The organism is Streptomyces sp. Qhu_M48 (assembly GCF_051305195.1).
GTDB lineage: Bacteria > Actinomycetota > Actinomycetes > Streptomycetales > Streptomycetaceae > Streptomyces.
This window is the reverse complement of record NZ_CP195432.1, coordinates 3,267,905-3,291,364: the sequence shown is the minus strand read 5'-3', so window position 1 is coordinate 3,291,364 and position 23,460 is coordinate 3,267,905. Positions and strand designations below refer to the sequence as shown.

The following is a 23,460-nucleotide window of genomic DNA, read 5'->3' as shown; positions in this document are numbered from 1 at the left end:
CCGCTCAGCGACGCACCGCTCATCGCCTCGCACGCCGAATCAAAGATCACCGGCCTGGTGTCAACCGCTGTACCGCTGTCCCCCGGGGCCGTACGAGCTCCTCAGTCCTGAGGGGCATGCGGCGGCGAGGGGTTGCCGGAGAGGGCCTGCTCTTCCTTCTGGAACGCGCACGACGACGAGAAGAGGTGCCGGACTCCGGTGGTGTTCAGGATGCGGTCGAGAAACGCGGGCTGGTTGTCCAGATGAAGCCCTATGTTCCGGGCCGTGGTCTTGCGGTGGATCATCAGCAGTGCCGAGATCCCCATGGTGTCGCAGAAGCGGAGCCTCGTGCAGTCGAGACGCAGATCGCGCAGGTCCGGGTGCGCGTCCAGGCACCGGTCGGCGTGTTGGGCCAGTTCGTCGCTGGTGTCGTGGTCGAGGTCACCGGCGAGGTAGAGATATGCGGTGCCCGAGCCGGCTTCAACGGTGACGGTGAAGGGGGATTGGGGCAGGCGGGTCATGCGGGAGCTCCGAGTGGTGTTCCGGCTGTTCCGGATGCGCCGTCAGGGCGAGGCGCGCCCGGTCGAGAATCCGGGTGGATCGGGGGAAGTCCTTGAGCTGGGAGGCCAGGATGTTCAGGACGGGATGGAGGGAATCGGCGGGAACGTGGCGGGTGGTGAGTATGCGGGCGGTCCATGTGATGAACGTGGTGAACAGGTCGTCGTCGTCGGTGTAGAGCGCGGCCCCCAGGAATTCGGCGATGTGTGCGATGTCTTCGGCGGTGCGCTCGTGCTGCCGCGCGCTGTAGGTGGCCATCGCCGGGAACTCTCCTCTCAGTTGCGTGAGGACTTCCCTGACGAGCTGGCCCTGAGAGCGGACGACGAACGTGTACTCCTGATCGGAGAGGTGGGGCAGGTCGTCGGTCTGATGCCGCGCGGGGGTGGGGTTGTGCCGGGGGATTCGGGTCGCGAGCCTCTCGGCCGCCTGGCGGGCGTCAGGAGCCCAGGCGTCGGCACCGAGGAGGCGGGCGTAGCGGCCGTCCGCCCCGAAGGCCGCTCCACCGGCAAGGACTGGGATCCCGATGGCCTGGCACGCGGTGATCGCGGTATGGGCGGTGGGCAGCCGGGTGGGGATCGACGAGGAGAGCGCGACGGCGTCCGCACCATGGGTGTGGAGGTGGGTGATGAGGTGAGCGGTGGGGACCTGGGCGCCCAGGAAGTCGACCTGCCAACCGCGCAGGGTGAGGACCTCGGCGAGGAGGCGGGCCGGCAGGGCATGCCATTCCCGGTCCACGCACGCCACGGTGATCCGCCCGAGGGTCGGTGGGGTGCGTGTGGTGGGGTGGTGGGCGACTGCCGTGATGAGGCGTTCGGCGATGGCGCTGGCGGCGTGTTCCTGCGCGACGTTGAGGCGGTTGGCCGCCCACTCCGTTCCGATCTTCGCCTGCATCGGTGCGATGAGATCGAGCAGGACGGTCTCCGCGCCCAGGGCGCTCTCCAGCGCGGCGAGAACGACGCCCGTGGCCTGGAATTCGTCGTTGCTGGTCATGGCCGACCACAGCTCGCCCCGCAGGTCCTGGATGGTCCCGTCGCCGGGCGGGATACCGGTGATCACGAGGTGTACCTGCCCCTGGTGTGACCGTCCACGGCGCTCAGGTGGTTGGTGGGAGGGGCGCTGATGGCGATGACGGCCATGTCGTCATGGCTGCCGTCGCGGAGCCACTGCGAGGCGAGCATCTGGATCCGCTCGATGACGGCTTCCCCGGGCAGGCCGACACACTCGGACAGAGCGTGTTTGAGTCGTTCCTCTCCGAACAGTTCGTCGCCGAACGGTCCGCCACGGGCCTCGGTGAAGCCGTCGGTGTAGAGCAGGCAGGTCTCACCCGGGTGCAGTACGGCCTCGACGGACTGGACGCTGATCGTCTGGAGGGCACCGATGAGAGTGCCCTGCGTGGGGACCTCCTCGACACTGCCGTCCATACGGACGATGAGGGGAGCGGGGTGGCCGGCGGAAGTGAGGCGCAGCCGGACGTGGCTGTCCGCGCGCTGTATCGAGACCATGACCAGTGTCGCGAAGCGGGTGTTGTGGGAGTTCAGGAGGGCTCCGTTGAGGAGCTCCAGCATGCGCCCGTGGTCGTCGGCCATGGGCAGCAACGCCTGCAGGGTGTTGCGGATCTTACCGGTGAGGACCGCTGCCTCCAGGCCCTTTCCACACACGTCGCCCAGGACCACCAGGGAGGCGTCCGTCGGGGTGCTGCCGGGGTGTACGTCGTAGAAGTCACCGCCGACCCGCTCGTCGGCCTCGGCGGGCCGGTAGCCGCCGGCGATCTCCACCCCGTTGAGCCGGCGCAGCGGGGGAGGAAGCAGTTCACGCATCAGGGTCCGGGTTGTGGCGCTCTGGTCGCTGTAGAGGCGGGCCGAAGCCAGGGTCGCGCCGGCTCTGGCAGCGAACAGGCGGGCGAAGATCTCCTCGTTCTCACTGAACTGGGCACGGTCGGAGCGGCGCAGGAGGATCAAGGCTCCCGCCGCCGCTCCGAATCCGGGGAGGGAGGTGATGACGACCGAACCGACTGTGCCGGTGAACCCCTGCGGGACGATCCAGTCCGGCAGAGCCGCGGGGTCGATCCAGCGGGTGGGCACGGGCGGGAAGCCCTGCAGGGCCTCGCTGAGGCCGGGCACCTGAGAGGGGTCGGCGGTCAGCAGAACGCGGGTGGCCTCCTGCCCCGTGAGAGCCCACGCGACGGGCAGTCTCCTCCCGGAGGGTGCGGTGATCACGACCGCGGCGTCCGCGAAGTATCCGGCGGCCAGTTCGGCCGCGGTAGCCATGCAGCGGTCGGTGTTCAACGAGGCCGCGAGGAAGTTGGACGCTTCTGCCAGGAATCTGGTGCGTGCGCGCTCGGCGACGAGGGCGTCCTCGGCGAGCCGCCGGTCCGTGTCGTCGATCAGCCACCACACCACGTTCCCCTCCTGGCTCAGGGTGGGATGCGCCTCGAAGCTGTACGCGGCGATCCGCCCCGTCACGGGAAGAAGAGCACCGCGCCCACCTTCCGCACGCCCTTGGGCGATGAGTCGCCTGTGCAGGACCGCTTCCCGATGGGCCCGCGCCAGCCAGTCGGGAACCGCGTCCGGCATGCTCGCTCCGGCTACGGCGCTCTTCATGAGCTGGGTGGCGGCCGGGTTCGCCTCCACGACGGTGCCGCTCTCGTCAGCCATGATCACGGGATAGGGCGCGAGAGCCCACAGGCCGGGCGCGGAGCACTGCTCGGATCTCGTGATGGAGACCCCCTCGGTCGAGCTCATGGGGAGGGTCCGCCTCGGGCGGACCGCACCACCTTCCCGCTGGAGAATTATTTGCCGTGCGGCAAGCATTGCCCGGCTGTGCCTCCGATAGCAACCCGACCCCGGGTCTCCATCGTCCGGAAGAGGTGTGCCACGCGTGCCTCTCACACAAAAGCCGCATGACCTTCACAGGAAGGTCATGCGCGCGACGTGCGGCGGGCTATCGCTCCCCTCCTGGGGAAGAACGGCCGTACCAGTCCAGGCACATCACCAGGGAGTCGTCTGCGGCCGGGCCGGGTCCGCGATGCCCCAGCAGCTCCTGCAGCATCGCTCTGGGCACCTGCGGGGCAGGAAGAAGCCGCGTGCTGTTGATCGACGCGGCCAGTGCGTGCAGGCTGTACTTCTCGCCTGCCGGTGACAGGGCGTCGTAGACGCCGTCGCTGATGAAGAGCAGCCGATCACCGGGTTCGACCTGGAAGTGCTGGGGAACGTAGGAGGTGTCCTCGAACATGCCCAAGGGCATCTGCGCCTCCAGTTCGATCGCTTCGACCTTGCCCTTGCGCACGCGCCACACGCGCGGCGAACCGGCATCGATGATCTCCACGCTCCCCGTCGGCAGGTGGAAGCGGAGGAGCAGGGTCGACAGGAACTGGCTCCCCCCGTGCTGCCCGTGAATCGCCTGATCGGCAAGGTAGGCCTGGGCGCCCAGGTCCAGGCCGGCCCGGCGGGCGTTACGCAGGGCGTTGATGGCGAGATTGGTCAGCAGCGCCGCGTTGATCCCCTCGCCCATGCCGTTGCTCACGGTCACGTACAGGTCGTCGGCCGAGGCTGACCAGTCGAAGCTGTCGCCGAAGATGGCGTAGGCGGGTTCCAGCTGGGCGCCGAGACTGTATTCCGGCCTCTCGCAGGAGCGCCCCGGCAGCAACTGCCATTGCATCTCGGCCGCCAGGGTCAGCCGTTCCACCCGTCGCGCCTGCAGGAACAGATCGGTGTCCCGCTCCGCGACGACCACCTCATGCGCCAGCGCGTTGGCGCACTGCTGAAGATCCTCCAGAACGCCCGGAGGCAGTTTGCCGTCCTCGACTTGTACAGTGACTGCCAAAACCCCCAGCCGGTCGCCTCGGACGCTGACCGGCAGGTACACGGCGACCGTGGAGCCGGCGCCGTCGTACACACAGTGCGGTTCCTGGGCGCCGAACGCACGGCCAGGAGCACTGCCGTGGACCGAAACCGGCTGACGGGTGTGCGGCAGTACGCCCACGGGTTGCAGCACCGTCATGGCGTAGTCGGCCATGAGCAGCTCCACCGCCGACGCGTCATGGCGACGCTGGATGAGGGAGCGGGTCACGTCGAAGATCTCGTGGGGCGCGGCCTCGCGCAGAGAGCGCTCGACCGCACTGGGTCTGTCCATCGGTACCGTACCTACTTTCCTTCACATATCTTCGTCTATGCGACGGTCCACATCGACCAGTCGGAGCAGGCACGGAAAGCCCACTCGGGAGTGTCACATGCGCGAGGTCTCCGCCCCTTACCAACAGCAGATGTCTCACGCCGTGCCAGAGATCAGCGAAGTCCTGGAGCTGCTCGAAGTCGCCTGGGAGCACGGCCGCGGGTCCCTCGGCACCGCGCCGCTGTCCCCCGCTCAGACACGGGTGATGTACATCATCAAGCGGGATCCCGGCATCACCCTGACCGCGCTGGGCCGTCGCCTCTCCGCCGCCGCTCCGTCTGTCACCCGCCTCTGCGACCGCCTTCAGGCCGCGGGGTTCCTCCGCCGGACCCCGCCCCCTCAGGACCGCCGTGAAGTACGGCTGGAACTCACCGACAGCGGCATAGCGCACCTGCACCAGATCAGGCGCCGCCGGGAGCAGGCCCTCCGCCAGGCCATGAGCCGGATGAGTCCCGACGCTCAGCAGGCCCTCGCCATCGGACTCACAGCACTGTGCGGCGCGGTCGCCGAACCCGCAGAGGCCAACCCGCACCACGAGTCCGCGTGAGCCGACCCCGCGGGAGACTCTGCTGTCATGGGTGGTGCGCGTAGAGGAGCCCCACCGCCGGACGGCACCAGGGTCTCGAAGGCCCTCCCCCCTTCGGCCCCGCTTCTGAGACGCCCCTCGCATGGCGGGGCCGGAAGCCCGGGCGCCGCCGAGGTGCGCCCTTTGCGTCGCCGCCCGATGTGCTCGCGCGGCGGCAGGTCCGATCCGCGGACCGTCAGCCCGGGGCAAGGTACGACGGCTCTCCGGGGCGGGCGCTGCCACAGCTTCCCCCCACCGCGGTCAGCAGCCTGACTCAGTGCCCACAGCTCCCGGCGGGGTCCTGTCCCTCCTGCCGCGCGTCCCGGCGGTTGGGCTGCCGGGACGCACGAACGCCGCAACGCGGCTCCCGACGCCGATGCCGAACTCGGTGGCCGGCCGCGCTTGGTGTCCGCGCACCACAGGTGGGCGACGACGAGCTGCCGTGCGGCACACAGCTGGAATCACGATCAGGAGACGATCACCACGTCGAGACTTCTGGGGCCGTGGACGCCTTCGACTCTGTCGAGTTCGATGTCGCTGCTGGCCGAGGGGCCGGAGATCCAGGTCATGGGCCGGGTGGGCGAGAGGCGTTCGATGGCCTGCGGGACTGATCCGACGATCTGCTGGGGGTGGACGACGCAGATGTGGTGGTCGGGTACGAGGCTGATGCGTCGGCTTCCCTGGTCGGGTCCGGCGTCCAACACGATCGTGCCGGTCTCGGCGATGGCGAGCGCGCAGCCCGTGATCACGCTGTCGAAGGCGTCGAGGTCGGCGGCGCTGAGCTCGGCCCGTTCGCGGTGGACCTCCGCCTTGACAGCGGCGAGTACGTCGCCGGGCAGCCCCCGCGGCACGATCACCCTGGCAGCGCCCCGCTGCTCCAGGAGGTGTGCGACGAGTCCGGGCAGGTGAGCGGCGCTGCTGCGGTGGACGCCGGCTCGGTACTCCCGCACTGTCTCTGCCAGGAGATCGGCCGTCTCCCGCGCGGTACGGGTTCCGTGTTCCTGCGCGTAGGCGCGGGTCACCGTGTGATCGATACCCTCCGGCGATGGCGTGCCTATCGCGTCTCGGATGCGGGAGAGCATCCGCTGTCGGCTGTTCACCGGGTGTCCTTTCCTGCCTGCTGCTTCCACCAGGTGCGGAAGGGTTGGTCGGGGATGGCGGGCAGATCACGGCTGTCGGTCCACGCGCGTCCTGCCCCCGGCAGACGGGAGGGATGCAGGTGGCGTGTGAGGGAGGCTGCGCGCTGGCCGGCGGCGAGGACAGCGGGGTGGTCGAACGCCCAGGCTGCGGCGTTCATGGCGGCCTTCTCGATGCGGTGTCCGCTCTCCCCGGCCACCTTCTCGCGCAGGTGGACCAGTACCTCGGGGATGTCGATGGCGACCGGGCACACGTCGAGGCGTAGGGCAGGGAGGCGTCGATCTCGCTCGTCGTGCCCCGTAGCTGGGGGGTGAGGATCGCGCCGATCGGTCCGGGGTAGACGGAGCCGTACGCGTGCCCGCCGGCCCGTTCGTACACCGGGCAGACGTTGAGACAGGCCGAGCAGCGGATGCAGCGCAGGGCCTGGCGGCCGACCTCGTCGGCGAGGGCGTCGGTACGCCCGTTGTCGAGCAGGACCAGGTGGAAACGGGAGGGCCCGTCGTCGTCGCTCGTGCCGGTCCACATGCTCGTGTACGGGTTCATCCGCTCGGCCGTCGAGGAGCGGGGCAGCGTCTGGAGGAACACCTCCAGGTCCCGCCAGGACGGCACCACCTTCTCGATGCCGACGACGGAGATGAGGGTCTCGGGCAGGGTCAGGCACATGCGGCCGTTGCCCTCGGACTCGACGACGACGAGGGTGCCGGTCTCGGCGACCATGAAGTTCGCCCCCGAGATCCCGACCCTGGCCCGCAGGAACTTCTCCCGCAGGTGCAGCCGGGCCGCATCGGCGAGCTCGGCCGGGGTGTCGCTCAGCCCCTCGGGCGCCGGACGCCCCCAACTCACCATCTTCTCCAGGAAGATGTCCCGGATCTCGGCCCGGTTGCGGTGGATCGCCGGGACCAGGATGTGCGAGGGGCGGTCGTCGCCGAGCTGCACGATCAGCTCCGCGAGATCCGTCTCGTAGGCGGCGATGCCCTCGGCCTCCAGATGCTCGTTGAGCCCGATCTCCTGGGTGGCCATCGACTTGACCTTGACCACCTCCGTCTCGCCGGTGGCCCTCACGAGGCCGGTGACGATCCGGTTGGCCTCGGCCGCGTCGGCGGCCCAGTGCACGGTGCCGCCCGCCGCCGTCACCGCCCCCTCCAACTGCAGCAGGTAGGTGTCCAGGTTGCGAAGGACGCCGTCCTTGATCTGCTTGCCGGCCTCGCGCAGGGCCGCCCAGTCATCCAGTTCGGCGACGGCTTTCACTCGCTTGTCGCGGATGGTGTGGGTCGCGTTGCGCAGGTTCGCGCGCAGGGTGGTGTTGCCGACTGCTTCCCGTGCGGCTTGGGGGAAGGCAGGCATGCCGAGGTAGGTGCCGCTCATGTCAGGGGGTCTTCTTCCGTGCCGGCGAGGATCTCTGCGATGTGCAGGGGGCGGATGTCGTGATCCAGGCGGCGGATGATGCCGCCGATATGCATCAGGCAGGAGTTGTCCGCGGTGCACAGGGCGGACGCGCCGGTGGCGACGGCGGCCCTGACCTTGTCGGTGCCCATCGCCGCCGACACGTCCGGGTTCTTCACCGCGAACGTACCGCCGAAACCGCAGCACTCCTCGGCACCCGGCAGCTCCACCAGTTCGAGGCCCTTCACCGCCTCCAGAAGCCGCCTGGGTCGTTCACCCAGTCCGAGGCTGCGCAGGCCGTGGCAGGTCGGGTGGTAGGTGACCTTGTGCGGAAAGTACGCGCCGACGTCGGTCACCCCGAGTACGTCGACGAGGAACTCGGTGAGTTCGTAGGTCCGGGGCACGACGGCGGCGGCCGCCCGGGCCAGGGTGTCCCCGCGGCCTTCGGACCGGGCCCGTTCACCCATCCGCGGGTAGAGCTCACGGACCATCGCCGCGCATGAGCCGGAGGGGGTGACGATGGCGTCGTAGCCGGCGAACACCTCGGCGAACCGGTGGAGGAGCGGTTCCGCCTGCTTGCGGTAGCCGGTGTTGTAGTGCGGCTGGCCGCAGCAGGTCTGGCCTGGTGGGAAGTCGACGTCGACGCCGAGGCGGTTCAGCAGCCGCAGCACGGCACGGCCCGTGTCCGGGTAGAGCGTGTCGTTGACACAGGTGAGGAAGAGAGCGACACGCATCGCGGGGTCCTTCGCTTCGTTCGGTAGGGCTCCGGGCGGGACACGTCTGTCAGGTCCGTGCCCGCCCGGAGGTTCTAGGTGCCGGCCGGGCCGGCGATGTGGCGTGCGGCGGCGTCCCACGCAGCCCGGTTTCCGGCAGGTTCGTAGCGCCGCATCGGCTGGCTGTGGGACACCAGTTCGCGCATCCGGGCATGCTCGCCGGTCAGCCCGTGGGCCCGGGCCTGGACCAGTACGTTGCCGAGTGCGGCGGCTTCCACGGGTCCGGCGATCACCGGCAGGCCGCAGGCGTCGGCGGTCAGCTGGCACAACAGCGCGTTGCGCGCGGCGCCGCCGACGACGTACACCACGTCGACGTGGCGGCCGGACAGTTCTTGGGCCTGCTCGATGGCATGGCGGTGGGCCAGAGCGAGGGAGTCGAGAACGCACCGGGTGATCTCCCCGCGCGTCGACGGCACGGCCTGGCCCGTCTCGCGGCAGGCTTCGGCGATCCGCCGCGGCATCTGTCCGGGCTCCAGGAACCTGCCGTCGGAGGCATCCACGACGGAGCGAAGCCCCTCGACCGCGGACGCCTCCCGCAGAAGGGTCACGACGTTGTCCTCGTCCCAGCTGCGCATGCACTCCTGCAGCAGCCACAAGCCCATGATGTTGCGCAGATAGCGGATGGTGCCGTCGATGCCGAGTTCGTTGGTGAAGTTCGCGCGGCGGCTCGCTTCGGTCAGTACCGGAGAGGAGAGCTCCAGGCCCGCCAGCGACCAGGTACCCGTGCAGATGTAGGCGAAGTGCTCATCCTGTCGGGCGGGAACGGCCGCGACGGCGGACGCGGTGTCATGGGACGCGACCGTGGTCACGGGCACGACGGGCTTCCAGCCGAGGTGTTCGCGCACGTGCGGCAGCAGGAATCCCGCCAACTCCCCCGGACGGCGCAGGGGCGCGAACAGGCTCAGATCGATTCCGAGCGGCTGAGCGACGTCCGCTGCCCAGACCCCCGATCGGGGGTCGATGAGCTGCGTCGTCGACGCGTTGGTCACCTCCGTCCCCTGTACACCTGTCAGCCAGTACGTGAGCAGGTCGGGGATCAACAGCAGGCGGCGGGCAGCATCTGCCTGCGGTGTGCCTTTCGCTGCCACGAGCTGGAACAGGGTGTTGAACGGCGCGTGCTGGATGCCGGTCCGGGTGTAGAGACGTTCGGGTGAGACGGTCTGCCAGACCTTGTCGGCCACACCTTTCGTGCGCGCGTCCCGGTAGTGCACGGGTGCCCCCAGCAGGCGGCCCTCGGCGTCGAGCAGGCCGTAGTCCACCGCCCAGCTGTCGATCCCTATGGAGTCCACCGGCCCGAGGTCGCGGAGGCCGTCCAGGATCCCGGTGTACAGGGCGTGGATGTCCCACCGGAGTCCTTCGGGGAGGCGGACCGGCCGGTTGGGGAAGCGGTGGACCTCGGTCAGGTCGAGGGTGGTGCGGGTGACGCGTCCGGCCATGACGCGGCCGCTGCCGGCGCCGAGGTCGATGGCGGCGAACACCGCGCTGTCGGGCTCGCTCATCGCAGGAATGCCGCGGCGACGCCCGCGTCGACCGGGATGTGCAGTCCGGTGGTGTGGCTGAGGTCGCCTCCGGTGAGAGCGTAGACGGCGTTGGCCACGTGCTCGGGAAGCACCTCGCGCTTCAGCAGGGTGCGCTGGGCGTAGAACTCTCCGAGCCTGCCCTCCTCGATCCCGTAGGTCGCGGCCCGCTGGGCTCCCCAGCCGCCCGCGAAGATGCCTGAGCCGCGCACCACACCGTCGGGGTTGACGCCGTTGACGCGGATGCCGTGCTCGCCGAGTTCGGCCGCGAGGAGGCGGACCTGGTGTGCCTGGTCGGCCTTGGTGGCGGAGTAGGCGATGTTGTTCGGGCCGGCGAAGACGGCGTTCTTGGAGGCGATGTACACGATGTCGCCGCCGAGCCGCTGGTCGACCATGATCCGCGCGGCCTCGCGGGAGACGAGGAACGATCCGCGGGCCATGATGTCGTGCTGGAGGTCCCAGTCGCGTGCGCTGGTCTCCAGCAGTGGCTTGGAGATCGAGATGCCCGCGTTGTTGACGACCAGATCGATGCCGCCGAAGGCGATGACCGCCTCACGGAACGCGGCGGCGATCTGCTCCTCGCTGGTGACGTCCACGGCGACGGCGAGCGCGTGGTCCGGTCCGCCGAGCTCTTCAGCGACGGCTGCGGCGTTGTCGGCGTTCAGGTCCGCGATGACGACGCAGGCCCCCTCGGCGGCCAGGCGGTGCGCGATCGCCTTGCCGATGCCGCTGCCGGCACCGGTGACGAGGGCGACCCGGGTGGCGAGGGGCTTCGGCTTCGGCATCCGCCGGAGCTTGGCCTCCTCCAGCTCCCAGTACTCGATGCGGAACTTCTCCGATTCCTCGATCGGCGCGTACGACGAGATCGCTTCCGCGCCGCGCATGACGTTGATGGCGTTGACGTAGAACTCGCCCGCGACGCGGGCGGTCTGCTTGTCCTTGCCGAAGGAGAACATTCCGACGCCCGGAACGAGCACGATCGCCGGATCGGCGCCGCGCATCTCAGGGGACTGGTCCGTGGCGTGCCGCCGGTAGTAGGCGGCGTACTCCTCCCGGTAGGCGTCGTGGAGCTCCTTCAGCCGGGTCACGGCCTCCTCCAGCGGTGCGGCCGGCGGCAGGTCGAGGACGAGGGGGCGGACCTTGGTGCGCAGGAAGTGGTCCGGGCACGACGTGCCGAGGGAGGCCAGGCGCGGGTGCTCGGCACGGGCGACGAAGTCCAGGACGGTGTCGCTGTCGGTGAAGTGCCCGATCTGGGGCCGGTCCGTGGACGCGAGGGCACGGATGTGGGGGGCCAGCGCCGCGGCACGTTCCCGGCGGGCGGCCTGCTCCAACGGCTCGCAGCCCTCGATCACCGGCCCGAACGGCTCGGGGCGGCCTCGCTCGGTGATGAATGCCTCGGCGGTGCGGATGATGTACAGGGAGTTGGCCTCGCACTCCTGCGAGGTGTCACCCCAGGCGGTGATGCCGTGGCCGCCGAGGACGCAGCCGATCGCCTGCGGGTGGGCCTTCTTGACAGCGGCGATGTCCAGGCCGAGCTGGAAGCCGGGACGCCGCCACGGGACCCACACCACACGGTCGCCGAAGCACTCGGCCGTCAGCTTCTCCCCGTCGGCGGCGCAGGCGAGCGAGATGCCCGAGTCGGGATGCAGATGGTCGACGTGCGCCGCCTCCACCAGGCCGTGCAGGGCGGTGTCGATCGACGGAGCCGCCCCGCCCTTCCCGAACGCGCAGTGGTCGAAGGCGGCGACCATCTCGTCTTCGCGTTCCACACCCGGGTAGACGTCCCGCAGGGCGCGCAGGCGGTCGAGGCGCAGCACGGCGAGACCGCTCTCGGTCAGGGTGCCCAGGTCGCCACCCGACCCCTTGACCCACAAGAGGTCCACCTCCGCACCGGTGACGGGATCCGTGCCGGTTCCCTGCGCCGAGGTGTTCCCGCCGGCGTAGTTGGTGTTGCGGGGGTCGGCCCCCAGTCGACGGGAGCGCGCCAGCAGTTGTGCGGACTCAGGGAGGGAAGCGGTAGACATGGAACATCCTTCGAAGGAGCTCGGACGGGAAGGGCCGGGGTCGCGGTGTTGTCGGGGCACGGGGGAATCCAGGAGGTCAGGCGCCCCAGCCGGCCTGCTCGCCGCCGACGCGCGCGGCAGCCGTCTTCTCCGACCAGCCGGACGCGGCGTAGGCGGCGACGGGGTCCGCGGCCAGGCCCATCTCCTCGCGCACCTCTCGCAGCAGCGGCCGCACGTCACTGGCGTAGGCGTCCATCAGCACGGCGTTCGCGGCGAGCACGTCGCCCGAGCGCTGGGCGGCCGTGAGAGCGTCGGTGTCGACGAGCAGTGCCTTGGCGGTGGCCTCCTGGACGTTCATCACCGAGCGGATCACCGCCGGGATCTTCGCCTCGATGTTGTGGCACTGGTCGAGCATGAACGCGATGCCCGTCTCGGGGGCCAGGCCTCCGCCCCGGACGACCTCGTGCATGATCCGGAAGAGCTGGAAGGGGTCGGCCGCACCGGCCATCAGGTCGTCGTCCGCGTAGAAACGGGAGTTGAAGTCGAAGCCCCCGAGCCTGCCCTCGCGCAGCAGGAGCGCGACGATGAACTCGATGTTCGTGCCCGGGGCGTGGTGTCCGGTGTCCACGACGACCTGCGCCTTCGGCCCCAGCTTCAGGCAGTGGCTGTAGGCGGTGCCCCAGTCCGGGACGTCGGTGGAGTAGAAGGCGGGCTCGAAGAACTTGTACTCCAGCAGGATCCGCTGCCCTTCGCCGAGCCGCGCGTAGACCTCCGCCAGGGACTCCGCGAGCCGCTCCTGACGTGCGACGACATCGTCCTGGCCGGGGTAGTTCGTGCCGTCCGCGAACCACAGCTTCAGGTCGCGCGATCCGGTCGCGTCCATGATGTCGACGCAGGCCAGCAGATGCTCGACCGCCTTGCGGCGCACCGCGGCGTCCGGGTGACAGACGCTTCCGAGCTTGTAGGAGTCGTCCTGGAAGGTGTTGGAGTTGATCGCTCCGAGCTCCAGACCACGTTCCCTCGCGTACGCGCCGAGCGCGGCGTAGTCCTCCACCTGGTCCCACGGAATGTGCAGGGACACCTTCGGCGCCACTCCGGTGAACGTGTGGACCTGCGCGGCGTCGTCCAGCTTCTCCCACGGTGTCCGCGGGACACCGGGCTGGGCGAAGACCTTGAAGCGGGTTCCGGAGTTTCCGTAGCCCCACGAGGGGGTCTCGATGCTCTGGGCCTTGAGCGCGGCCTTCACGGCGTCCCGCACGACAGTCATGGTCCAACCTCGGAGCTCGGGCTGCGCACCCGCGCCGCCATTGAATCGTTTCAGGTGCACGAAAACACTTACTGGAGCCCCCGGTCAAGATGTGGAGACGAAGAGATTGAAACGATTCATTAGTGGAGGGGAGCCGACTAGGATGGCTGGGCTCTGGTCCTAGTGAACGGATGGTCGGCTGTGGTGGGGATCAAGGAGGTGGCCCGGGAGGCCGGCGTCTCCGTGGGGACCGTGTCCAACGTCCTGAACAGGCCCGACCAGGTGTCCGAGCAGGCACGCGCGCGTGTCCATGCGGCGATCGACTCCCTCGGCTACGTCCGCAGCGAGTCCGCGCGCCAGCTGCGGGCGGGGCGGAGCCGCATGCTGGGGGTCCTCGTGATGGACACAGGCAACCCCTTCTTCGCCGCCCTGGCGCGCGGCACGGAACAGGCCGCGGCCCGGGCGGGGCTCGGCGTCATGCTCTGCAACAGCGCCGAGAGCGCGTCCGCCGAACAGGGCTACCTCTCGCTGTTCGCGGAACAGCGGCTGCGCGGTGTCCTGCTCGCCCCGGTCGATGCTCACGGGACGCCCTGGCAGACGCTGCGCAACCAGGACATTCCCTGTGTCGTCGTCGACCGGTCGGTCGATCCTCAGCAGGCCTGCTCGGTGGCAGCCGACGACGTACTCGGCGGACTGCTGGCAGGCAGGCACCTCCTGCGGGCCGGACACCGTCGCATCGCCTACGTACGCGGTCCGGACCGGCTGCGGCAGGTACGCGACCGGCGGGACGGGCTGCTGCGGGCGGTCGAGGAAGCGGGGCTGGGCCCCCACACGGTCGTCGATGTGCCGACGGAGCGACTGGACGTAAGGGACGGCCGGGACGCGGCCTCCCGTCTGATCGGGATCAGCCCCCGTCCCACGGCCGTGTTCTGCGCCAACGACCTGCTGGCACTGGGCGTCATGCAGACCGCCTTCGCGGCCGGCCTTCGGGTGCCGGACGACCTCGCCGTGGTCGGCTATGACGACATCGAGTTCGCCGAGGCCTGCCTCATCCCCCTGACATCGGTGCGCCACCCCGCCGGCGAGATCGGTCGCCTCGCCGCCGAGCTGCTTCTTGAGGAACTCGACACCTCGCCGGAGACCCACCAGCACGAAGCCGTCGTGCTCCAGCCCGAACTCGTGGTCCGCCGCTCCAGCCTCCCCGCGCCCTGAACCCCGTCCACCGCGCTCAGAGCTCCCCCACGGCACCTGCCTCCAGGTCCGCCAGGCTCATCAGCAGACGCATGACCTCGGCCTGCTCTTCTGGAACGAAGACGGCCAGGAGCCAGTCGTTGATCCTCTGCGCGGGCGGCACCAGAGAGGGGTGCAAGGCGACGCCCTGGTCGGTGAGCGCGAGAAGAGTCCTTCTCCGATCGTCCTCGTCCCGCCTCTGCCGGATGCAGAGCCGCCCTGTCAGCCGCCGGACGATGAGATGCGTGGTCGAGCGGTCCAGAGAAGTCAGCCTGGCGACGGTGGACTGGTCGATGTCCGCCTCGGCACGCAGGGCGTTGAGCACGGCGAACTGCTGCGAGGTGACATCGCTGGAGACGTGCCGGGTCCACAGCGCGGTGTGGACCTGCTCAGCACGCCGGATCAGGTGACCGGCATGCCGGTCCAGGTCAAGCGGTGCGGCCACCTCGCCCTCCTCCCTTCTCGCCTCGTACCGCGCGGAGTGGCGCCCGCGGCCGATGGCATGCGGCACCACTCCGCGCGGGCGTTCCAGGTCAGCCGCGGCGATGCCCCGGCCGGTCGTCGTAGGGGGTGGCACGGGAGCCGTCCACGCCCACCTCAAGCCGCCCGATCCGCTCGATCTCGACCACGATACGGTCGCCGTCACCGAGCGGGCCGACGCCGGCGGGCGTTCCCGTCGCGATCACGTCACCCGGGTGCAGGGTCATCACCGACGACGCGTAGGCGACCAGCTCACGTACGCCGAAGATGAGGTGGGCGGTGTTGGTGTGCTGACGCGTCTCGCCGGCCACGTCGCAGCGCAGGTCGAGACGGTCGGGGTCGGGGATCTCGTCGGCGGTCACCACCCACGGCCCGATGGGGGTGAAGGTGTCGAACGACTTGCGGGTGGAGCGGTCTTCCCCGGAGCGCACGGTGATGTCGAGCAGACAGGTGTAGCCGAAGACGTGGTCGAGGGCGTCGTCGGCGCTCACCGCTGTGGCGGTCCGGCCGATGACGACGCCCAGTTCGCCTTCCTGGTCGGTGCGCTTGTCGGAGTAGGGAAGGACGACGTCCTGGCCCGGGCCGATCACCGACGAGTTCGCCTTCAGGAAGACGCCCAGGTCGGCGATGGACGTGGGGTAGTCCATCTCCGCCTTGTGGTCCAGGTAGTTGACCGGTGCTCCGATGATCTTGCCGGGGCGGGGCAGCGGAGCGTCGAGGGTCGCCTGAGCCAGGGGTACGCGACGGCCACGCGCCGGATCCAGCGCCGCGGCGGTGCCGGTGGAGACCTTTTCGATGAAGTGATGAAGCGCACCGGCAGCGCCGGCGGGGGGAAGGGTGACCTGGTCGGTCACGTCGGTGATCGTGTCGCCGTCGACGACGCCGAGCCGTCCCTTGTCGAACAGGGCCAGACGCATCATGGCCTCCTTGCGGGGTGTCGGAGAAACGAGGGGGGATCAGGCGCCGGGGTCGGCGTTCTCGGTGCGGTACAGGCCCAGGGAGCGCATGACGGGTTCGTCGCTGTAGGAGAACAGGACCGCGTCGCGGGAGCCTGAGGTGTTCAGGTGGCGGTAGGAGGCCCAGCCGGGGATGGCGAAGGTGTCGTTCTCGGTCCACTCAAGGCGCGTACCGTCGACGACGGTGGCGCCTTCGCCGCGGACGACGCTGAAGATGGTCGACGCGGTGTGCCGACGGCCCGCGCCCTCGAAGCCCGGGCGCAGCCGCTGGACTCGGCAGCCGATGGTGGGCATGACGGGTCCGCCCGTCCACGGGTTGGTGTACTCCAGGACGATGCCGTCGGCGTCGCTCCCCTCGGCGGTGTCCGCGATGGCCTCCAGCGCGCGCTCGGTCTCCTGCCAGGTGTAGCGGGTGACCGGGGAGTTGGGGCCGTCCGGAGTGATCCAGGCCGGGGTCAGGCGTCCGTGGAGGAACTGGCGCGACCCGGCGTCGTCGGGGCGGGTGACGGGCTGGAGGCGCTGGGGGTACTTCTCGTAGAAACCCGCTTCCAGGGCGTTGACGAGGGGGTAGTCCAGGGCGTCGAGCCAGATCATCGGCGCGTCGCCCTCATGGGTGTGGTCGTGCCAGTGCCAGCCGGGGGTCAGCAGGAGGTCGCCCGGGGCCATGAAGACGCGCTCGCCGTTGACGGTGGTCCACGCGCCGTCTCCTTCGAGGATGAAGCGGAAGGCGTTGGAGGTGTGCCGGTGGGCCTGCGCGGTCTCGCCGGGAAGGATGATCTGCAGTCCCGCGTACAGGGTGTTGACCGTCGCGGGCGGGTCGGTCAGGCCGGGGTTGACGAGCATCAGCACACGCCGCTCCGCCTCCTCCAGGGACAGGGCCTGGGAGAAGTGCAGGAGATGGGGCCGCAGCTCCTGCCAGCTCCACCGGTAGGGGACGGCGCGGCTGCTGGGCTGGGCGGGGAACAGGTTGCCGTAGAAGCGCCACAGCGGTGCGGCGCCGAGCTCGCCGAGGGCCTTGTAGGCGGGGTCGTCGGTCATGGTCTCTCCTCGCGGTCGTGTGCTCACTGAGCGGGCGGTGCTGTGGCTGCCGCGGTGGTGGCCGGGGTCCACACCCAGGCGATGTCGTCGAAGTCCTCGGGGGTGCGGGAGGCGAGCAGCTGGTTGCGCAGTGCGGCGCCCATGCCCTCCAGGTGGCAGATCTCGCCGAACCGGCGGGCGTTGGTCTGGATGGCGGCGGCCCGGTCACGTCGCCGGTCGGCGAAGGTCGTGAAGGCCTGCGCGGGGTCGGCCTCCTGGCGCAGCGCGTCTCCGAGCGCGACGGCGTCCTCCAGGGCCTGGCAGGCGCCTTGGGCGAGGTACTGCAGCATGGGGTGGGCGGCGTCGCCGAGGAGCACGATCCGGCCGTGGGCCCAGTCGATGAGGGGAAGCCGGTCGAACAGGGGCCAGCGCCGGTCCCGTGAGACCAGCGGCAGCGCGTCCCGTACGGCCTGGCAGGTGCCGGCAAAGCGTTCCTCGAGTTCCGCCTCGGTTCCCCACGCGTCGGAGTCGGGGGTGTAGTGGTCGCTTTCGAAGACGGCGACCTGGTTGTAGAGCTCGCCCCGGCGGACGGGGTACTGCACGAGGTGCATGCGCGGTCCGGCCCATACGATGACCGATTCCGAGGAGGCGTGGCGGGACATGGCGCCCGTCATGCCGCTGACCGGCAGAGCCCCGCGGAAGGCGACATAGCGGGAGCACACGGGCTCGCCGTCGCCGATGAGGATCTGTCGCAGCCGTGAAGAAAGGCCGTCCGCGGCCACCACGGCGTCCGCCGTGAGCCGGTCCGGTGTCTCCGCGAAGCGCAGGCGCACTTCAGCCGAGGTCTGCACGGCGTCCGTCACGGTGTGACCGGTGCGAAGGTCGATCGAGGGGTGCTTCTGGCAGGCGGTGAGCAGCGCTCCGTGCAGGTCGGTGCGGTGGGTGACGAGGTAGGGGTGCTTGAAGCGGCTGCGGAAGGCGTCGCCGCGCAGGTCGAGGGCGGTGACCTGTTCGCCGCTGAGCGCGTCCATCATGACGAGCCGCGGCGGCGCGACGGCGGCGTGTTGTACGGCGTCCAGGACGCCCAGTTCCTCCAGGGCCAGGGAGGCGTTCGGGGCCAGCTGCAGGCCGGCCCCGATCTCGGCGAAGCGCGCGGCGCGCTCCACCACGGTCACGCGGTGGCCCGCCCGGGCGGTCGCGAGAGCGGCGGCGAGTCCGCCGATGCCGCCTCCGACCACGGCGATGTGCAAGGGCGCGGAAGTCACAGGCACCAGGCCTCCTTGAGGATTCTCGATCCGTCGTCTCGGCTCAGCGGCGTCCGCTTCGGGATCATTGGTGTACGGAACATGGGGAAGGCGCGGGTCGGGTGGAGAGGCCTTCCGGGTGGTGTCGCCGGCACGGTTCAGCAGGCGGCCGCAGCGCTGTCCACGTGGACGGGTGCGTCGGTGTGCGCGAGGAGCTCTTCGACCGAGACGCCGGGCGCGACTTCGACCAGCGCCAGTCCGCGTTCGGTGACGTCCAGGACGCCGAGGTCGGTGATGACGCGGTGCACGCAGGCCCGGCCGGTCAGGGGCAAGCCGCAGTCCTTGACGATTTTCGGGGTGCCGTCCTTGGCGGTGTGTTCCATCAGCACGATGACCCGGCGGGCGCCGTGGACGAGGTCCATCGCTCCGCCCATGCCCTTGACCATTTTGCCGGGGATCATCCAGTTCGCCAGGTCTCCCTCGGCGGACACCTGCATGGCGCCCAGCACGGCGGTGTCGATGTGACCGCCGCGGATCATCCCGAAGGACAGCGCGGAGTCGAAGAACGACGCGCCGGGAAGGACGGTGACGGTCTCCTTGCCGGCGTTGATCAGATCGGGATCGATGTCGTGCTCGCCGGGGTAGGGTCCGGTGCCCAGGATCCCGTTCTCCGAGTGCAGCACGACATGGATGCCGGCGGGGACGAAGGCGGGGATCAGTGTCGGCAGGCCGATGCCGAGGTTCACGTACGAGCCGTCCGCCAGTTCGGCGGCCGCCCGGGAGGCCATCTGGTTACGGGTCCAGGCCATCAGCCGCGCACCGTCCTCTTCTCGATCTGCTTGTCCGCCGCCTGGGCGGGAGTGAGCGGCACGACGCGCTGGACGAAGACTCCCGGCAGGTGGACCTGGTCCGGGTCGAGGCTGCCGGCCTCGACGAGCTCCTCGACCTCCGCGATCGTCGTCCGTCCGGCCATGGCGGCCAGCGGATTGAAGTTGGCGGCCGCGCGACGGAAGACGAGGTTGCCGTGCCGGTCGCCTCGCCAGGCGCGCACCAGCGCGAAGTCGGTGGTGATGCCGTGTTCGAGGACGCAGGTGCGGCCGCTGTACTCGCGGGTCTCCTTGGGCGGTGAGGCGACGGCGACACCGCCGTCGCCCGCGTACCGCCAGGGCAGGCCTCCGTCGGCGACCTGGGTGCCGACTCCGGCCGGCGTGTAGAAGGCGGGGATGCCGCAGCCTCCGGCTCGCAGGCGTTCGGCGAGCGTTCCCTGGGGCACGAGTTCGACTTCGAGTTCACCGCTGAGGTACTGGCGTGCGAACTCCTTGTTCTCGCCGACGTAGGAGCCGGTGACCCGGGAGATCCGGGCGGCGGACAGCAGCACTCCCAGGCCCCGGCCGTCCACACCGCAGTTGTTGGAGACGACCTTGAGGCCGGTGGCGCCCTGGAGGTGAAGGGCGTTGATCAGAACGTCGGGGATGCCGCTGAGCCCGAAGCCGCCGACGGCGAGCGAGGCGTGGTCGGGGATGTCGGCGACGGCGTCCGACGCCGTGGGGATGACCTTGTCCATGGTTCGGTTGCTCCTCTCAGTGGGTGGGGCCCGGCAGCACGACGGACCAGCCGCCGTCGACGACGAGGTTGGCTCCGGAGATGTACGAGGCGTCGTCGGAGGCGAGGAAGACGGCCGCGGCGGCGACGTCCTGGGGTGCTCCCAGCCGGCCGAGGGGAAGGCGCTGGTGGGTGTCTCGCATGGGGTGGCCGTCGGCGAGGAGATGGGCGCGTGCGCCGTCGGTGCCGATCAGGCCGGGGCTGACGCGGTTGGCTCGGATGCCGTGCCTGGCGCCTTCGGCGGCGAGCTGCCGGGTCAGCGCGATCACGCCGCCCTCGGCCGCGGTGTGGGCGGTGCGGTAGCCGGTCACCGAGCCGGTGAGTCCGGCGGTCGAGCCGACGGTGATGACGCAGCCCCGTGAGCGCGTCAGGTGCTGCCAGGCCGCCTGGGCGGTGAGCCGTACGGAGTCGAGCTCCGCCCGCACCGTCAGGGCATAGTCCTCGTAGGGCTGTTCGGCCGTCGGGCCGAAGCGCACAGTCGCGGCATGGGTGCAGCAGATGTCGATGCCGCCGAAGGCGCCGACCGCCTCCTCCACCCAGCGGGCGACGGAGTCGGGTGAGGTGACGTCCAGGGGACAGGGGGTCAGTACGGTGCCTCCGGCCCGGGCGATCATCCGCTGGGTCTCGACGGCCTCGTCGTGCGGCAGGTCGCCGCCGACGACCAGCGCGCCCTCCTCGGCGAACCTGAGGGCGGCCGCCCTGCCCAGTCCGTGGGCGGTGCCGGAGATCAGAGCGACCTTCCCTTCGAGCCGTCTCCTCATGGCCCGGCCCCCGGGAGCAGCGCGTCGGACACGGACTTCACTCCCCCGTGTGAGGTGAGGCCGCCGTCGACCGGTATCTCGGCGCCGGTGATGAACGACGACTCGTCCGAGAGAAGGAACGCCACCAGCGGGGTGACCTCGTCGACGCTGCCGACCCTGCCCAGCGGGGTCTCACGGATGTTCGCCTCGCGGAAGGCCGGAGCCGCTGACGCGGTCATCTCGGTCTCGATGAAACCCGGATGGATGGTGTTCACCCGGATCCCTCTCGGTCCGAGCTCCAGCGCGGCCGTCTTCGACAGCCCTCGCAGGGCCCACTTGCTCGTCGTGTACGCCACCGGGTAGTGAGCCGTCAGCGCGGCCGAGGAGCCCACGTTCACGACGGACGAACCGGGTGGCATCAGCGGCGTCAGATGCTGGATGCCCAGCAGGGGGCCGTTGACGTTGACGGCGTGGACACAGCTCATGTCCTTCGCGGTGACTTCCCCGAGCCGCGCCCGCCAGGTGATGCCGGCGTTGTTGACCAGGCCGTGGATCTCTCCGTGTGTCTGGCGCAGGTGTCCGGCGAGGTCGGCCCAGTCGTCGGCGAGGGTGACGTCGAGGCGCCGTACGCCGTGGCCACCGCGCACGTCGGTGGCCACGACCGTGGCACCCTCCCGCTGCAGTGCGACCGCCTCAGCGGCGCCCTGGCCGCGTGCGGCGCCGGTGACGACGATGACCTTTCCCGCCAGACGCCCGCCGATCACGGCCGATCCCGATCGCGTCGGCGCGCCCGGGGAAGCTCGACCGGTGCGGTGCCGGGGACGACCCGGGTGGTGAGGGACCCGATGCCCTCGACGGTCAGGGTGACCGTGTCGCCGGGGGCGAGCGGTGGGGGGTCGTGCCGGCCGGATCGGCCCCACAGTTCGGCCAGGCAGCCGCCGTTGCCGCAGGTTCCGGACCCGAGGACGTCGCCGGCGACGATCCGGGTGCCGCGCGAGGCGTAGGCGGTCATCTCCTCGAAGGTCCAGCTCATGTTGGACAGGAGGTCGGATCCGACGGTCTCGTCGTTGACCTGGGCGGTCAGGGCGAGTCGGAGGAATCCGTCGGCGTCGCGGTAGGGCTCAAGCTCGTCCGCCGTGACCAGGTAGGGGCCCAGGGTGGTGGCGGAGTCCTTGCCTTTGCAGGGCCCGAGACCGACCTGCATCTCGGCGGCCTGCAAGTCCCGCGCGGACCAGTCGTTGAAGATCGTGTACCCGACGATGTGGTCCCTGGCCTGCTCGGGGGTCAGGTCGCGGCCGTCCCGTCCGATGACGGCCGCCACCTCCAGCTCGAAGTCGAGCACGTTCGATCCGGGGGGCATGGGCACGTCGTCGTGGGGGCCGAAGATGGCGTGGGGGTTGGTGAAGTAGTACGTCGGCGCCTCGTACCACCGCGCCGGGACCCCGGCCTCGCCGCTCACCGAGCGGCGTACGCCCTCGACGTGCTCCTCGAAGGTGACGAAGTCCCGTACCGAGGAGGGTTGCAGAGGGGAGAGCAGCCGGACGTGGGAGACGTGCGGCCCGGGCGGTACGTCCAGAGCGGCCTGTCCGGCCGCGAGCAGCCCGGCAAGGCCGCCCGTTTCACGGATCAGGTCGGTCAGCGAGGTGACCCCCGGCAGCGGGAACAGCGTGCCGTCGGTTTCCACGACGGCGACACGGGTCCGGTGCCGGTACTCGAAGGCGGCGAAGCGCATGGCGGCTCCAAGGAGTGAGGAGGAACGTCGGACACGGGGCCGGGGCCTGCCCTGCACGGAGAGGAACCACCGGGTGGCGGATCCTCGGGGCGAGGGCCCGGCCTCGTGAGCCGTGGCCGGGGCGCGGCGGCTGTCGTCAGGGCGGGACACGGCCGCCGCGCCCCGGGGACTGGGCCGGACTAGACCGGCGGGGCGACGAAGCAGCCACGGTCGGGGTCGTTGAAGGACTCCTTGGCGACGAGCTCGTTCATCGGGTTCGCTGTGCCCCACTGGTCGGTGACCTCGGGCTTCGAGAAGTCGTAGACGTGGGGGTGCCAGGTGTCCTCGTCGAGTTCTTCGAGCTCGGTGGTGTACTCGACGGTGTTGCCGTGCGGGTCGAGGAAGTAGGTGAAGGTGTTGTCACCCGCCATGTGCCGTCCCGGGCCCCAGAGCTTGGTGTGGCCGGCGCGGATGACCCGTCCGGTGCCGCGCATGTACTCGTCGATGCCTCGCATCTCGAAGGAGATGTGGTGCAGCGAGGTGTGCGGGCCCTTGGCCAGCGCCATGGAGTGGTGCTGGTTGCTGATCCGCATGAAGTGCATGACGTCGCCCATGTGGGGCGAGCTGAGCGAGTCCGACAGGCGGAAGCCGAGGTGCTGCTCGTACCAGGCGCGGGTGCGCTCCAGGTCGGGGGAATTGAGGACGACGTGCGACAGCTTGACCGGGATGGCCTCCTTCTCCTCGATCTTGCGGTGCCGGCGGACCTCGACGTCGGCGGAGACCTCGATGGGCCGGCCGTCGATGTCGAAGAACCGGAAGCCGTAGCCGCCGCCGGGGGTGTCGACGGTGCCGGGCCGGGTGATCAGCTGAACGCCCCCGGCGAGGAGCTGTTCGGCGAGCGTGTCCACGTCCGCCGGGGTGGCGGCGCCGTAGGAGACCAGGTCCAGACGCTTCTCGTCGGCCTTGCGCAGCCGGACCACGTACTGTTCCGGGCTTCCCTCGGCGGCGAGGAAGGAGATTCCGGAGTCCTCCGTGACCTTGGTCAGGCCCCAGACACCGGCGTAGAAGTCGAGCTGCTTGTCGTAGTCGGGCACGGCGAGATCCACGTGCCGCAGGTGGGTGAGCAGGCGGTTCGTGCTCATGTCGGTT

General features: G+C 70.1%; 21 protein-coding genes and 1 pseudogene. 2 read left to right on the top strand and 20 right to left on the bottom strand.

The window, feature by feature from the left end; translation table 11 throughout:
- Positions 1-101: 101 nt before the first annotated feature.
- The 4 genes from ACRRSS_RS15045 to ACRRSS_RS15030 all read right to left on the bottom strand — a co-directional run bounded on the left by ACRRSS_RS15045 (position 102) and on the right by ACRRSS_RS15030 (position 4,668).
- Entirely contained in the window at positions 102-500 is a 399-nt protein-coding gene (locus tag ACRRSS_RS15045; RefSeq protein WP_435971717.1) for an STAS domain-containing protein, read from the bottom strand.
- A complete protein-coding gene (locus ACRRSS_RS15040) occupies positions 460-1,527 on the bottom strand; it encodes a cobalamin B12-binding domain-containing protein (RefSeq protein ID WP_435975337.1) in 1,068 nt (355 codons plus the stop codon). The genes ACRRSS_RS15045 and ACRRSS_RS15040 overlap by 41 nt, the downstream gene beginning before the upstream one ends.
- 62 nt (positions 1,528-1,589) lie before the next feature.
- Complete coding sequence (locus ACRRSS_RS15035) at positions 1,590-3,278, bottom strand: SpoIIE family protein phosphatase (protein ID WP_435971716.1); 1,689 nt, start codon at positions 3,276-3,278, stop codon at positions 1,590-1,592.
- Positions 3,279-3,477: 199 nt separating this feature from the next.
- The gene (locus ACRRSS_RS15030) at positions 3,478-4,668 is read right to left on the bottom strand and encodes a PP2C family protein-serine/threonine phosphatase (RefSeq protein WP_435971715.1); all 1,191 of its coding nucleotides are present in this window, start codon (positions 4,666-4,668) and stop codon (positions 3,478-3,480) included.
- A 130-nt stretch (positions 4,669-4,798) separates the two neighbouring features.
- On the opposite strand from ACRRSS_RS15030, the gene ACRRSS_RS15025 reads away from it, so the two are divergent.
- A complete protein-coding gene (locus ACRRSS_RS15025; protein ID WP_435971714.1) occupies positions 4,799-5,254 on the top strand; it encodes a MarR family transcriptional regulator in 456 nt (151 codons plus the stop codon).
- A 485-nt stretch (positions 5,255-5,739) separates the two neighbouring features.
- On the opposite strand, the gene ACRRSS_RS15020 is transcribed toward ACRRSS_RS15025, so the two are convergent.
- The 6 genes and pseudogenes from ACRRSS_RS15020 to rhaI form a co-directional block, all read right to left on the bottom strand.
- Positions 5,740-6,372 (bottom strand): LutC/YkgG family protein, encoded by a 633-nt coding sequence (locus ACRRSS_RS15020; protein ID WP_435971713.1) that lies wholly within the window; start codon positions 6,370-6,372, stop codon positions 5,740-5,742.
- Positions 6,369-7,774: pseudogene (locus ACRRSS_RS15015) on the bottom strand (lactate utilization protein B). The gene ACRRSS_RS15020 and the pseudogene ACRRSS_RS15015 overlap by 4 nt, the downstream one beginning before the upstream one ends.
- Entirely contained in the window at positions 7,771-8,526 is a 756-nt protein-coding gene (locus ACRRSS_RS15010; protein ID WP_435971712.1) for a (Fe-S)-binding protein, read from the bottom strand. Before ACRRSS_RS15010 ends, ACRRSS_RS15015 begins: the two are co-directional and overlap by 4 nt.
- A gap of 74 nt (positions 8,527-8,600) precedes the next feature.
- Complete coding sequence (locus ACRRSS_RS15005) at positions 8,601-10,064, bottom strand: rhamnulokinase (RefSeq protein ID WP_435971711.1); 1,464 nt, start codon at positions 10,062-10,064, stop codon at positions 8,601-8,603.
- Positions 10,061-12,106: a bifunctional aldolase/short-chain dehydrogenase gene (locus ACRRSS_RS15000; protein ID WP_435971710.1), complete on the bottom strand. Its 2,046-nt coding sequence runs from the start codon at positions 12,104-12,106 to the stop codon at positions 10,061-10,063. Before ACRRSS_RS15000 ends, ACRRSS_RS15005 begins: the two co-directional genes overlap by 4 nt.
- A 76-nt stretch (positions 12,107-12,182) precedes the next feature.
- Positions 12,183-13,352 (bottom strand): L-rhamnose isomerase, encoded by a 1,170-nt coding sequence (gene rhaI, locus ACRRSS_RS14995; RefSeq protein WP_435971709.1) that lies wholly within the window; start codon positions 13,350-13,352, stop codon positions 12,183-12,185.
- A 180-nt stretch (positions 13,353-13,532) separates the two neighbouring features.
- Here rhaI and ACRRSS_RS14990 point away from each other — a divergent pair, with 180 nt between their 5' ends.
- Entirely contained in the window at positions 13,533-14,543 is a 1,011-nt protein-coding gene (locus tag ACRRSS_RS14990; protein WP_435971708.1) for a LacI family DNA-binding transcriptional regulator, read from the top strand.
- Positions 14,544-14,559: 16 nt separating this feature from the next.
- Here ACRRSS_RS14990 and ACRRSS_RS14985 read toward each other — a convergent pair whose 3' ends face one another.
- From ACRRSS_RS14985 to ACRRSS_RS14940, 10 genes are all read right to left on the bottom strand, one after another.
- Entirely contained in the window at positions 14,560-15,006 is a 447-nt protein-coding gene (locus ACRRSS_RS14985; RefSeq protein WP_435971707.1) for a MarR family winged helix-turn-helix transcriptional regulator, read from the bottom strand.
- Between the two features lie 88 nt (positions 15,007-15,094).
- Positions 15,095-15,958, bottom strand: coding sequence for a fumarylacetoacetate hydrolase family protein (locus ACRRSS_RS14980; protein WP_435971706.1), 864 nt, complete (start codon positions 15,956-15,958; stop codon positions 15,095-15,097).
- A 39-nt stretch (positions 15,959-15,997) separates the two neighbouring features.
- Positions 15,998-17,035: a cupin domain-containing protein gene (locus tag ACRRSS_RS14975; protein ID WP_435971705.1), complete on the bottom strand. Its 1,038-nt coding sequence runs from the start codon at positions 17,033-17,035 to the stop codon at positions 15,998-16,000.
- A 23-nt stretch (positions 17,036-17,058) separates the two neighbouring features.
- Positions 17,059-18,285, bottom strand: a complete 1,227-nt coding sequence (locus ACRRSS_RS14970) for an FAD-dependent monooxygenase (RefSeq protein ID WP_435971704.1) — start codon at positions 18,283-18,285, stop codon at positions 17,059-17,061.
- A 131-nt stretch (positions 18,286-18,416) separates the two neighbouring features.
- Entirely contained in the window at positions 18,417-19,067 is a 651-nt protein-coding gene (locus ACRRSS_RS14965) for a CoA transferase subunit B (protein ID WP_435971703.1), read from the bottom strand.
- On the bottom strand, positions 19,067-19,822 hold the full coding sequence (locus tag ACRRSS_RS14960; RefSeq protein ID WP_435971702.1) for a CoA transferase subunit A: 756 nt from the start codon (positions 19,820-19,822) through the stop codon (positions 19,067-19,069). The genes ACRRSS_RS14965 and ACRRSS_RS14960 overlap by 1 nt, the downstream gene beginning before the upstream one ends.
- Positions 19,823-19,838: 16 nt before the next feature.
- Positions 19,839-20,621 (bottom strand): SDR family NAD(P)-dependent oxidoreductase, encoded by a 783-nt coding sequence (locus ACRRSS_RS14955; protein WP_435971701.1) that lies wholly within the window; start codon positions 20,619-20,621, stop codon positions 19,839-19,841.
- Entirely contained in the window at positions 20,618-21,364 is a 747-nt protein-coding gene (locus ACRRSS_RS14950) for an SDR family NAD(P)-dependent oxidoreductase (protein ID WP_435971700.1), read from the bottom strand. Before ACRRSS_RS14950 ends, ACRRSS_RS14955 begins: the two co-directional genes overlap by 4 nt.
- Positions 21,361-22,332 (bottom strand): fumarylacetoacetate hydrolase family protein, encoded by a 972-nt coding sequence (locus ACRRSS_RS14945; RefSeq protein WP_435971699.1) that lies wholly within the window; start codon positions 22,330-22,332, stop codon positions 21,361-21,363. The genes ACRRSS_RS14950 and ACRRSS_RS14945 overlap by 4 nt, the downstream gene beginning before the upstream one ends.
- Before the next feature lie 179 nt (positions 22,333-22,511).
- The gene (locus ACRRSS_RS14940) at positions 22,512-23,453 is read right to left on the bottom strand and encodes a VOC family protein (protein WP_435971698.1); all 942 of its coding nucleotides are present in this window, start codon (positions 23,451-23,453) and stop codon (positions 22,512-22,514) included.
- Positions 23,454-23,460 lie beyond the last annotated feature (7 nt).